The sequence below is a fragment of the Cronobacter universalis NCTC 9529 genome (assembly GCF_001277175.1).
In the GTDB taxonomy this organism is placed as follows: Bacteria; Pseudomonadota; Gammaproteobacteria; order Enterobacterales; family Enterobacteriaceae; genus Cronobacter; species Cronobacter universalis.
Map to the genome: position 1 here is coordinate 3,818,875 of NZ_CP012257.1, position 12,065 is coordinate 3,830,939.

A 12,065-nucleotide genomic window follows, 5' to 3' on the forward strand; every position below is an offset into this window, starting at 1 on the left:
CGCCGCAATTGCATTATTAACCAGAGGCTTTACATCGTTTATGTCCGGTTGGCCACGAATTTACTACAAATTACTTAATTTACCATTAAGCGTGCTGGTAAAAAGCAAGTCCATCCCGGCGGCGCCCTGCCCCGAACTTGGGCTCGATACGTCACGCCCCATCATGTATGTGTTGCCGTATAACTCGAAGGCGGATCTCCTGACGCTGCGCGCCCAGTGCCTGGAGCACGATCTGCCGGACCCGCTGGAACCACTGGTTATCGACGGCACCGAACTGCCGCGCTATGTGTTTATCCATGGCGGCCCCCGCGTGTTTACTTACTACACGCCGAAGGAAGAGTCGATCAAGCTGTTCCACAACTATCTCGACCTGCACCGCAGCAACCCGGATCTCGACGTCCAGATGGTGCCGGTGTCGGTCATGTTCGGCCGCTCGCCGGGGCGCGAAAAGGGCGAGGAAAACCCGCCGCTGCGCATGCTGAACGGCATTCAGAAATTCTTCGCGGTCTCCTGGCTTGGTCGCGACAGCTTTGTGCGTTTCTCGCCGCCGGTGTCGCTGCGCCGCATGGCGACCGAACACGGTACGGACAAGCGCATCGCCCAGAAACTGGCCCGCGTGGCGCGTATGCATTTCGCCCGCCAGCGCCTCGCCGCTGTCGGCCCGCGCCTCCCTGCGCGCCAGGATCTCTTTAACAAGCTGCTCTCGTCAAAAGCTATCGCTCGCGCCGTTGAAGACGAAGCGCGCACCAAAAAAATCTCGCACGAGAAAGCCCAGCAAAACGCCGTCGCGTTGATGGAAGAGATCGCCGCAAACTTCTCTTACGAGGCGATTCGCCTTACCGACCGCGTGCTTGGGTTTACCTGGAACCGTCTCTACCAGGGCATTAACGTCCATAACGCCGAGCGGGTGCGTCAGCTCGCCCACGACGGCCACGAAATTGTCTATGTGCCCTGCCATCGCAGCCACATGGACTATCTGCTGCTCTCTTACGTGCTTTATCACCAGGGGCTGGTGCCGCCGCATATCGCCGCTGGCATCAACCTGAACTTCTGGCCCGCCGGGCCGATTTTCCGCCGTCTGGGCGCGTTTTTTATCCGCCGCACCTTTAAAGGCAACAAGCTTTACTCCACGGTCTTCCGCGAATATCTCGGCGAACTGTTCAGCCGCGGCTATTCGGTGGAGTACTTCGTGGAAGGCGGGCGCTCGCGCACCGGTCGTCTGCTCGATCCGAAAACCGGCACGCTCTCCATGACCATCCAGGCCATGCTGCGCGGCGGTACGCGTCCGATTACGCTGGTGCCGATTTACATTGGCTATGAGCATGTGATGGAAGTGGGCACTTACGCGAAAGAGCTGCGCGGCGCCACCAAAGAGAAAGAGAGCCTGCTGCAGATGCTGCGCGGCTTAAGCAAGCTGCGTAACCTGGGTCAGGGTTATGTGAACTTCGGCGAACCGCTGCCGCTGATGACCTTCCTGAACCAGCATGTGCCGGAGTGGCGCGATTCCATCGACCCGATCGAAGCGGTACGTCCGGCGTGGCTGACCCCGACGGTGAATGAAATTGCTTCACAGCTGATGGTGCGTATCAACAATGCGGGCGCGGCTAACGCCATGAACCTGTGTTGCACCGCGTTGCTGGCCTCGCGTCAGCGTTCGTTAACGCGCGAGCAGTTGACCGAACAGCTGGATTGCTACCTGAGCCTGCTGCGTAACGTGCCATACGCCTCCGACGCCACGGTGCCGGACGCCACGGCGACGCAGCTCATCGAGCACGCGTTGCAGATGAACAAGTTCGATGTCGAGAAAGATACGATCGGCGATATCATCGTGCTGCCGCGCGAGCAGGCGGTGCTGATGACCTACTACCGCAACAACATCATGCATATGCTGGTGCTGCCATCGCTTATCGCCGCTATCGTGACGCAACATCGCCGCATCAGCCGTGAAGCGGTGCAGCAGCAGGTTGAACAGCTGTTCCCGATGCTGAAGACGGAGCTGTTCCTGCGCTGGGAAAAAGAAGAGGTGCCGGCGGTCGTCGATGCGCTGGTTAACGAACTGGCGCAGCAGGGGCTGATCCTTGCCGACGACGTCTGGCTGCAGGTGAACCCGGCGCGCTCCCGTACGCTGCAACTGCTGGCCGCTGGCGTGCGCGAAACACTGCAACGCTACGCGATCACCTTCTGGCTGCTGAGCGCTAACCCGTCCATCAACCGCGGAACGCTTGAGAAAGAGAGCCGCACCGTGGCGCAGCGCCTTTCCGTGCTGCACGGCATTAACGCGCCGGAGTTCTTCGATAAAGCGGTGTTCTCGACGCTGGTGCTGACGCTGCGCGATGAAGGCTATATCAGCGATACCGGCGATGCCGAACCGGCGGAAACCATGAAAGTTTACCAGATGCTGGCAGAGCTAATGACGTCGGATGTGAGGCTGACTATCGAGAGCGCGGCGGCGCAAGCGGGCGCGTGATCGGGTCTGATCAGTGACAGTAAAAGGCGGGGAAACCCGCCTTTTTTATTGGCGGAAAACAGTGGTAATAGCTGATAACGATGTGGATGGTGGGTGCGCTTCGCTTACCCACCCTACGTTTTATCAATGCTGCGGCCTCTTGTAGGGCGGGTCCCGCCGTCACAGCACCGCCGCTAATAACAAAAAAGCGGGTTTCCCCGCTTCTCTGTCAGAATTTTAAATAACTTAGCGCCAGGCCGATAAATACCAACAGCCCCACATAGTTATTATTTAAAAATGCCCGGAAACAGGCGTCGCGATCGCGCCCGGCAATAATTTTCTGCTGCCAGATAAACAGCGCGCCTGCGCATGCAAGGCCTGCATAATAAAACGCGCCCAGGCCGTTCAGCCAGCCCACTGCGCCCAGCAGCGCCAGCACGGCAATCTGCAGTAGCCCGATAATCAGCTTATCGTGGCGCCCGAAAAGAATAGCCGTCGACTTAACGCCGATTTTCACGTCATCGTCGCGATCGACCATCGCATATTCCGTATCGTACGCCACCGCCCAGCAGATATTGGCGAAAAACATCAGCCAGCAGCTTAACGGCAGCGACTCGCTCACCGCGCAAAACGCCATCGGAATTGACCAGCCAAACGCCGCGCCCAGCACCACCTGCGGCAGATGGGTATAGCGCTTCATAAACGGATACATCCAGGCCAGCGCCAGCGCCGCCACCGAGAGCAAAATGGTTTTCACATTCAGCGTCAGCACCAGCAAAAACGACAGCAGCACCAGAATGACGAACAGATTGCGCGCCTCTTTTTCGGTCACATCGCCGCTCGGCAGCGGCCGGTGCGCCGTGCGCTTCACATGCCCGTCGAATTTACGGTCGGCATAATCATTCACCACGCAGCCTGCGGCGCGCATCAGCCAGACGCCCGCCACAAACACCGCGAGTATCCACAGCGGCGGCACGCCGGGCGACGCCACCCAGAGCGCCCACAGCGTCGGCCAGAGCAGCAGTAACGCGCCAATCGGCTTATCGGTGCGCATCAGGCGGTGATAGGCGAGCAGCTTATTCTGCGTCAGGCTCCACTCCATTATTTTTCCTCTCCGTACAAGGGTGATGCGGGTAAAAACAGTTCGGTCAACAGCAGCGGCTTGCCGGAGAGCCTCAGCAGAGAGCGGCGCCCCCAGAGTTCGTCGCTGCGGCCCGGCTGGATAAAATCACGCGTGAGGGTGGATGAGGTAAACAGATAACGGCCCAGCGGCGTGGTGCCGAGCTGCTGCAACGCCAGTTCCGGCCCACACAGTGTAGACTCCGGCACCAGTGTCCGCCCGACCAGCCACGGCACGCCGTCGCCGCACAGCAGGATTTCGCGCAGCCAGTAGCGCGGCTCTGGGGGTAAAAACTCCCCTTCCTCCTCCAGCGCCTCAGGGCCGACGAAGCCTTCAAACAGCATCTCAACCGTCACGCGCTCGCAAAACCCCTCGAAACGGCGGGTCATGGAATCTTCCAGCATCAGCCAGTCGAGCAGCGCGCTATCCAGCGTGCTGATATCGTCAAAAAAGGACAACGCGCGCAGTTGTCTCAGCGCGGGATGGGACATGCGTGACTCTCCGGGGCCAAAAGTGGACGTATTGTAACGCAGAACCGGCAAAACGGGGGCGGGGAAACAAGGAGTACGAACAAAAGCGCAACATGGGTGCAACAGTACGTCATGCTGCGCCAGGAAAAAAGGTGCGCGCAAGCGCACCAGGTGTTGCAAACATCAGCAGCGTGGGGAGACTGTCACCCCTTGCCTTTTACGCTGCTGATAAAAGTCTGACGTGCCGTGGTGGAGCCGAGACGCTCCGCTTCATCCAGCAGTTTCAGCGCTTTATCGACATCGCCCTTCGCAACGGCTTCCTTAATGGCGCGATTGAAATAGGCCTCGGTGTCATTAAGTACCGGCTCGCGTTTCGCGGCGGGCGCTGGCGCAGCCGCCGGTGCGGCAGGGGCTGGCGCGGAATAAGCAGCGGCAGGCGCTGCGGTATTGCCGACCGTCACAGACGACGGGCCGGAAGAACCGAACAGCGGGCCGACCAGAACGCTGGATGCGGAGTTAGTGCTTACTTTCAATTTAAGCTTGCCGTCAGGCGTGTGGCGCGCCACCGGATCGGCGATATCCGGTACGGCGTTACCCACCCCTTTGGCGTAAGCCTTCGCCGGGTTGGTCATCGTGGTGGTCTTTTGCAGATCCTGCGGCGTGGTAAAGACCAGCAGGTACAGTTTCTGCTGCCCCAGCGCTGGCGTCAGCTTGATGACGCCTTCGAGGCGGTCTTCAGAGACCACGCCCGGCTCCTGATAGGTAAAGTAGCTGCTCGGGAAGTAGGCGGCAGGCGTTAAGTTCTGATCCAGCACCAGTACGTTCGGGGCGTAAATGCCGGTCTGTTTGTTCGCAAGGCTGGTAAGCGTAATGGTCAATTCGCCAATATTCGCCGGCACGCTATAGGCGGCGACTTTACCGGTAATGCCCGGTACGTTGAGGGTCTGCCCCACGGCGGCCAGATCGGTCGTCTGGGTTTGCGACTGCGCGACAGGCGTCCAGGTCAGGCGCTGTAACTCACCGGCCGGGATGGATGGCGCCGCGGCGGTGTTCTGCGGCACGATATTCACATCAGCGAAGCTGACGGCGGGCAGGCCTGCGAGCAGCCCTGCGCTTAAGCATAATGCGACGAGACGTTTTTTCATTTTTTATTACCTCGGATGGAAAGGGAAACGGTAGCCAGGCAATAGCGCGCTTCCCGAAAATCGGTACTTTTCAATGAGGGTTAAGAGGGGCTTTCGCCCCTCTTGTTACTGCAATAACGCGTGATTACCACCAGATTTCCATCTGGGCGCCGAAGGTCCACTCATCGTTGTCGCCGCGGCTGCTGTTACCGTACTGGGTGAAAGTACCAGTGCTAACCGCTTCAGAGGTGGTGGCACCGTTGGAGGTTTTCACATAACCCCAGTTTTCATCCCACTTCGCATAGGTTGCGAAGACGCGGATTGCCGGACGAGACCAGATGCTGTCGCCAGCCTGCCACTGTTGCGCGAGGGTAATTTTGTACTGGTTGTTGGTTTCATCAACCTGCTGCGATTTCACGTTGTCGTAGCCCACTTCCAGCAAGGTGCTCATGATCGGCGTCCATTTGTACATCGGGCGAACACCCACAGTCCACCAGGTGTTGCCGCGATTATTGTCGCGATCGGTGTCCTGGTACATCGCCACATACATCATGTCCCAACGATCGCCCATGGAAATTGAGCCGTGATCCAGAATACGGATCAGGCTGCCATCGTTATCCACCTCACCGCCGCGAGCCTGGCCCTTACCCTGAGAAGTCATAGAGTCGGTCGCGTACTGCACGACAAATTTGTTAAAGCCGGTGCCGATAGTCTGGGTATGTTCCGCAGTGAACATCCAGCCATCTTTGGACGCGCCTGGCTGCAGATAATAGTCGTCCGGAATATTGGTATGGCCGTAATCAACCCCTAACTCCAGTACGCCGTTCTGGTTAGTTTCAATACCAGACCAGCGAACATCAAACACATCGTTTGGTACATCGTTGTTGTAAGTACGCACCCCATTAGCATCGCGGTCTGCAAAGCCTGACGAACCGCCCTGTTCGCTGGAGCGGGTTGCCGCAAGGGCAAGTTTACCTACGCCGACATCAATATTTTCAATACCAGCGCCAGGGCCGGAGATGTCCCAGTAGTAGAAGTCGATCATATGGACGTCATGACGCTGATAGAAGCGCTTACCAGCCCAGATATTGGCGCCAGGCAGAGAGTCGATCAGGTTTTTACCGACAACGTTAAATTCGCGGACAGCTGGCGTATCAGTGTTTTCAAAGTCATTTAACTGATTAGTTCTGTAACCAATATTTGAGTCAAAGTAGAAGCTCTTGTCGCTTTCCTTCCACACTTCCTGCCCTAATTTAATTTCCGCATAGGTTTCACATTCGTTACCCAGACGGTATTTAGCGCCGGCACCGGTCGCCGTGAAGCACTGCTGTTCGCCACCACTACCGGTCCAGCCGATGCCGGAACGGGCATAACCTTTGAAGTCCACCGCAGAGGCCTGAGCGGCGAAGATGCCCGCCATCACGGCCACAGCCAGAGGGAGTTTACGCAGAGTTATCATCATTCTATCTCCTGAGATCATTGCTTTTCTTTGTAAGCGGGGGCGCTTAAACGCCCGGCTCTTTATGCAACCGACGACAGGCGGTGCCATCTTCCCGAAAAAGATGACAACGCTCCGGCGGCAAGCCGATAGCGAATGTGGCGCCCTCTTCTACCAGCACGACGTCGTTCTGGCGGTAAACCAGGTTCTGACGCAGCGCAGGGATTTGGATATGAATCTGAGTCTCATGACCTAACTGTTCGACCACCTGCACTTCGCCTTCGAGCGTCACATCGGCGATATCGCTTGGCAGGAGGTGTTCGGGGCGGATGCCAAGGGACATGTTGGCCCCCACCTGAACATGGGTACTTTCCACCGGCAGCCAGACCAGCTGGCGGTTCGGCAGCTCCACCTGCACCTGATCGATAGCGGTGGCGGTAACTTTCACCGGCAGGAAGTTCATTTTCGGCGAGCCGATAAAACCCGCGACGAAGCGATCGGCCGGGTAGTGATAGAGCTCAAGCGGCTTGCCCACCTGGGCGACGCGGCCTGCGTCCAGCACCACGATTTTGTCGGCGAGCGTCATCGCTTCGACCTGATCGTGGGTGACGTAAATCATGGTGCGTTGCAGGCGCTTATGAAGACGGGAGATCTCAATACGCATCTGTACGCGCAGCGCGGCGTCCAGGTTTGAGAGCGGCTCATCGAGCAGGAATACGGAAGGCTCGGCGACCAGCGTACGGCCAATCGCCACGCGCTGACGCTGACCGCCGGAGAGCGCCTTCGGGCGACGATCCAGCAGGTGCGCCAGCTGCAGCACTTCCGCCACCTGAGTGACGCGCTGCGTGATGGTCTCTTTACGGGCGCCCGCCAGCTTCAGGCCGAAAGACATGTTTTCAGCCACGGACAGGTGCGGATAGAGCGCGTAAGACTGAAACACCATCCCCACGCCGCGCTCGGCGGGCGGCACGTCGTTCATACGCTTGCCGCCGATATGCAAATCGCCGCTGGTGATGGTCTCAAGCCCGGCAATCATACGCAGCAGCGTTGATTTCCCGCAGCCCGACGGCCCGACAAATACGACAAACTCGCCTTCGGTAATGTCGAGGTTGATATCTTTCGACACCACAACGTCGCCCCAGGCTTTTGTTACGTTGCGAAGCTGAACGCCTGCCATTCCCTTCTCCCTTGTTTACTTCACCCGATTTCACGGGAAAAACACGTTGACGGCACTATGCCCCTCAGGCGAGGGCGAGCCATCCTCCACCCTTGCCTTTTTTATGGGGGAGGAGACGGGAGGATGAGGGGGTGGCGGCTGTCCTGCGGCCGGGCGGCCCGCGGCGATTTTCGTGATGTAAGCGGCAAAAAACGCAGCGGTTTTCTGTGCGCAGGGCCACAGAAAATCCACTTATGTTATGCAGATCACACTACGAAGCGGTGGGGCGTAGAGGAAAGGAGGATGAGAAGCGCTTGCCAGATGCCCAGACTGTTACACGTAAAGCCAATACGTGTATCCACGCGCAAACCACTAAAAGGATAGGAGTTATGAAAATTAAAAGCGGCGTACGCCTCCTCGCTCTCTCAGCGCTGACGACGGCGCTCTTTTCTGCCTCTGCTCTGGCCAAGATTGAAGAAGGTAAGCTGGTTATCTGGATCAACGGCGACAAAGGCTATAACGGCCTGGCCGAAGTGGGTAAGAAGTTTGAACAGGACACCGGCATTAAAGTCACCGTTGAACATCCGGACAAACTGGAAGAGAAATATCCGCAGGTTGCCGCAACCGGCGACGGCCCGGACATTATCTTCTGGGCGCACGACCGTTTTGGCGGCTACGCGCAGTCTGGCCTGCTGGCGGAAATCACGCCGGAGAAAGCCCTCCAGGACAAGATTTACCCGTTCACCTGGGACGCGGTGCGCTATAACGGCAAAATCATTGCTTATCCGGTTGCCGTGGAATCCCTGTCGCTGATTTACAACAAAGATCTCGTGCCGAATCCGCCGAAAACCTGGGAAGAGATCCCGAAACTCGATAAAGAACTGAAGGCGAAAGGCAAGAGCGCGCTGATGTTCAACCTGCAGGAGCCGTACTTCACGTGGCCGATTATTGCCGCTGACGGCGGTTACGCCTTTAAGTTTGAAAACGGCAAATATGACGTGAAAAACGTCGGCGTCGATACCGCAGGCGCCAAAGCGGGCCTGAATTTCCTGGTCCAGCTTATCAAAGATAAACACATGAACGCCGACACCGACTATTCCATCGCGGAAGCGGCGTTTAACAAAGGCGAAACCGCCATGACCATTAACGGTCCGTGGGCGTGGGCCAACATCGATAAGAGCAAAGTCAATTACGGCGTGGCGCAGCTGCCGACCTTTAAAGGCAAACCGTCTAAACCGTTCGTCGGCGTGCTGAGCGCGGGTATCAACGCCGCCAGTCCGAACAAAGAGCTGGCCAAAGAGTTCCTGGAAAACTACCTGCTGACCGATCAGGGTCTGGAAGCGGTAAACAAAGACAAGCCGCTGGGTGCCGTCGCGCTGAAATCTTATCAGGAGAAGCTGGAGAAAGATCCGCGCATCGCCGCCACCATGGCGAACGCGAAAACTGGCGAAATCATGCCTAACGTGCCGCAAATGTCCGCGTTCTGGTATGCCGTACGTACCGCCGTGGTCAACGCCGTCACCGGTCGTCAGACCGTGGACGCCGCGCTGAAAGACGCGCAGGGCCGTATCGCGAAGTAACGGTCGTGGAAAATGGCGGGTGCGCTTTGCTTACCCGCCCTACAAAACCATTCTCAGAGATTTACGGTGGGTAAGCGACGCGCACCCGCGAACACCCTGTAGGGTGGGTAAGCGACGCGCACCCGCCACACCCTGTAAAGAGTTGCACCGTGGCGCGGCCACACCCACGTTTTCATCGTTGTTGAGGATTATCCCCATGGATGTCATTAAAAAGAAACACTGGTGGCAAAGCGACGCGCTGAAATGGTCGGCGATAGGTCTGCTGGGCATACTGGTGGGTTACCTTGTTGTTTTAATGTACGCACAGGGGGAATACCTGTTCGCCATCATGACGCTGATTTTAAGCTCGGCTGGCCTCTATATTTTCGCGAACCGCCGCGCCTACGCGTGGCGCTATGTTTACCCGGGGCTGGCAGGTATGGGGCTGTTCGTGCTCTTTCCGCTGGCCTGTACCATCGCTATCGCCTTTACCAACTACAGCAGCACCAACCAGCTCACGCAGGAGCGCGCGCGTCAGGTGCTGATGGACCGTAAATACCAGGCGGGCGAAAGCTATGCCTTTGGCCTGTATCCCTCAGGCGAGCGGTGGCGCCTGGCCCTCACGGACGGCGCCAGCGGCAAATATTATGTTTCTGAACCGTTTAAATTTGGCGGCGAGCAGAAACTGAAGCTTTCCGCCGCGCCAGCCCTGCCGGAAGGCGAACGCGCCAGCCTGCGCGTCATCACGCAAAATCGCCAGGCGCTGAACCAGATCACCGCCGAACTGCCGGACGAAAGCCAGCTGGTGATGAGCTCGCTGCGCCAGTTCTCCGGCACCCGTCCGCTCTATGCGCTCGCCAATGACGGCACGCTCACCAACAACCAGAGCGGCGTGAAATACCGCCCGAATAACGATATCGGCTTTTATCAGGCGGTGAGCGCTGACGGCCAGTGGGGCGATGAGAAGCTGAGCCCCGGTTATACCGTGACGATCGGCTGGGATAACTTCCTGCGCGTCTTCGTCGATGAAGGCATTCAGAAACCGTTTATGGCGATCTTCGTCTGGACGGTCGTCTTCGCGGCGCTGACCGTCGTGCTGACCGTGGCGGTCGGCATGGTGCTGGCGTGCCTGGTGCAGTGGGAATCGCTGAGGGGCAAAGCTATCTACCGCGTGCTGCTCATTCTGCCGTATGCGGTGCCGTCGTTTATTTCCATTCTGATTTTCAAAGGGTTGTTCAACCAGAGCTTTGGTGAGATCAACATGATGCTGAGCGCGCTGTTTGGCATCAAACCGGCGTGGTTTACCGACCCGACCACGGCGCGCACCATGATCATTATCGTCAACACCTGGCTTGGCTACCCGTACATGATGATCCTCTGCATGGGGCTGCTGAAGGCTATCCCGGACGATCTGTATGAGGCTTCCGCGATGGACGGCGCAGGCCCGTTCCAGAACTTCTTTAAAATCACGTTCCCGCTGCTGATAAAGCCGCTGACGCCGCTGATGATCGCAAGCTTCGCGTTTAACTTTAATAACTTCGTGCTGATCCTGCTGTTAACCAACGGCGGCCCGGATCGCATCGGCACCACGACGCCTGCGGGCTATACCGACTTGCTCGTGAGCTACACCTGGCGTATCGCCTTTGAAGGCGGCGGCGGTCAGGACTTTGGCCTCGCGGCGGCTATCGCCACGCTTATCTTCCTGCTGGTGGGCGCGCTGGCGGTCGTGAACCTCAAAGCCACGCGCATTAAGTTTGACTAAGGAGATCCCACATGGCTATGGTGCAACCCAAATCGCAAAAGCTGCGTCTGCTGGCGACTCACCTGCTGCTGCTGGCGTTTATCGCCGCCATTATGTTCCCGCTGTTGATGGTCGTGGCGATTTCGCTGCGCCCCGGCAACTTCGCGACCGGTAGCCTCATCCCGGATCAAATCTCCTGGGAGCACTGGCGGCTGGCGCTCGGTTTCAGCGTGGAGCATGCCGATGGCCGCGTCACGCCGCCGCCGTTCCCGGTGCTGCTGTGGCTGTGGAACTCAGTGAAAATCGCGGGCATTACCGCGGCAGGCATTGTGGCGCTCTCCACCACCTGCGCCTATGCCTTCGCCCGCATGCGTTTCCCGGGTAAAGGCGCGCTGCTGAAAGGCATGCTGATTTTCCAGATGTTCCCGGCGGTGCTGTCGCTGGTGGCGCTCTACGCCCTGTTTGACAGGCTCGGTCAGTACATTCCGTTTATCGGGCTTAATACCCACGGCGGCGTGATCTTCGCGTATCTGGGCGGTATCGCGCTGCATGTCTGGACCATCAAAGGCTATTTCGAAACCATCGACGGGTCGCTTGAAGAAGCGGCGGCGCTGGATGGCGCGACGCCGTGGCAGGCGTTCCGGCTGGTGCTGCTGCCGCTGTCGGTGCCGATCCTGGCGGTGGTCTTTATTCTTTCGTTTATCGGCGCGATTACCGAAGTGCCGGTCGCCTCGCTGCTGCTGCGCGATGTCGACAGCTACACCCTGGCGGTGGGCATGCAGCAATATCTCAACCCGCAAAACTACCTGTGGGGCGATTTCGCGGCGGCGGCCGTGTTGTCAGCCATCCCAATCACCGTGGTCTTCCTGCTGGCACAGCGCTGGCTGGTGAGCGGCCTCACGGCGGGGGGCGTCAAAGGTTAAGTCTCTTCATCGTTATTTTGCCACTGTAGTCCCATTGTATCCCTGACTGTAAGTCTGTTTTGGCGGCCCCGTGCCGCCTTTTTTTATG

The 12,065-nt window shown here is 58.2% G+C and carries 9 protein-coding genes; 4 read left to right on the forward strand and 5 right to left on the reverse strand.

Features of this window, described 5'->3' with window-relative positions; genetic code table 11:
• The first annotated feature begins 40 nt into the window (after positions 1 to 40).
• Positions 41 to 2,467 carry a glycerol-3-phosphate 1-O-acyltransferase PlsB gene (plsB, locus tag AFK65_RS17585; protein ID WP_007702318.1) on the forward strand — a complete coding sequence of 809 codons (2,427 nt, stop codon included), beginning with the start codon at positions 41 to 43 and terminating at the stop codon, positions 2,465 to 2,467.
• Between the two features lie 208 nt (positions 2,468 to 2,675).
• Here the strand turns inward: plsB and ubiA are convergent, their stop codons facing one another.
• The 5 genes from ubiA to malK all read right to left on the reverse strand — a co-directional run bounded on the left by ubiA (position 2,676) and on the right by malK (position 7,775).
• Positions 2,676 to 3,548 (reverse strand): 4-hydroxybenzoate octaprenyltransferase, encoded by an 873-nt coding sequence (ubiA, locus tag AFK65_RS17590; protein ID WP_038856164.1) that lies wholly within the window; start codon positions 3,546 to 3,548, stop codon positions 2,676 to 2,678.
• Positions 3,548 to 4,057, reverse strand: coding sequence for a chorismate lyase (ubiC, locus tag AFK65_RS17595; RefSeq protein ID WP_007702330.1), 510 nt, complete (start codon positions 4,055 to 4,057; stop codon positions 3,548 to 3,550). Before ubiC ends, ubiA begins: the two co-directional genes overlap by 1 nt.
• A 182-nt stretch (positions 4,058 to 4,239) precedes the next feature.
• Positions 4,240 to 5,181, reverse strand: a complete 942-nt coding sequence (gene malM, locus AFK65_RS17600) for a maltose operon protein MalM (protein ID WP_007702332.1) — start codon at positions 5,179 to 5,181, stop codon at positions 4,240 to 4,242.
• 124 nt (positions 5,182 to 5,305) lie between these two features.
• Entirely contained in the window at positions 5,306 to 6,622 is a 1,317-nt protein-coding gene (locus AFK65_RS17605; RefSeq protein WP_007702334.1) for a maltoporin, read from the reverse strand.
• A 43-nt stretch (positions 6,623 to 6,665) separates the two neighbouring features.
• Complete coding sequence (malK, locus tag AFK65_RS17610; protein WP_007702337.1) at positions 6,666 to 7,775, reverse strand: maltose/maltodextrin ABC transporter ATP-binding protein MalK; 1,110 nt, start codon at positions 7,773 to 7,775, stop codon at positions 6,666 to 6,668.
• A gap of 368 nt (positions 7,776 to 8,143) precedes the next feature.
• Between malK and malE the strand changes: the two genes are divergently transcribed.
• The 3 genes from malE (at position 8,144) to malG (ending at position 11,977) form a co-directional block, all read left to right on the forward strand.
• Positions 8,144 to 9,334 (forward strand): maltose/maltodextrin ABC transporter substrate-binding protein MalE, encoded by a 1,191-nt coding sequence (gene malE / locus AFK65_RS17615; RefSeq protein ID WP_007702340.1) that lies wholly within the window; start codon positions 8,144 to 8,146, stop codon positions 9,332 to 9,334.
• A gap of 196 nt (positions 9,335 to 9,530) precedes the next feature.
• A complete protein-coding gene (gene malF, locus AFK65_RS17620; protein ID WP_007702342.1) occupies positions 9,531 to 11,075 on the forward strand; it encodes a maltose ABC transporter permease MalF in 1,545 nt (514 codons plus the stop codon).
• Positions 11,076 to 11,086: 11 nt separating this feature from the next.
• Positions 11,087 to 11,977, forward strand: a complete 891-nt coding sequence (gene malG, locus AFK65_RS17625; protein WP_004387533.1) for a maltose ABC transporter permease MalG — start codon at positions 11,087 to 11,089, stop codon at positions 11,975 to 11,977.
• The last annotated feature ends 88 nt before the right edge of the window (positions 11,978 to 12,065 follow it).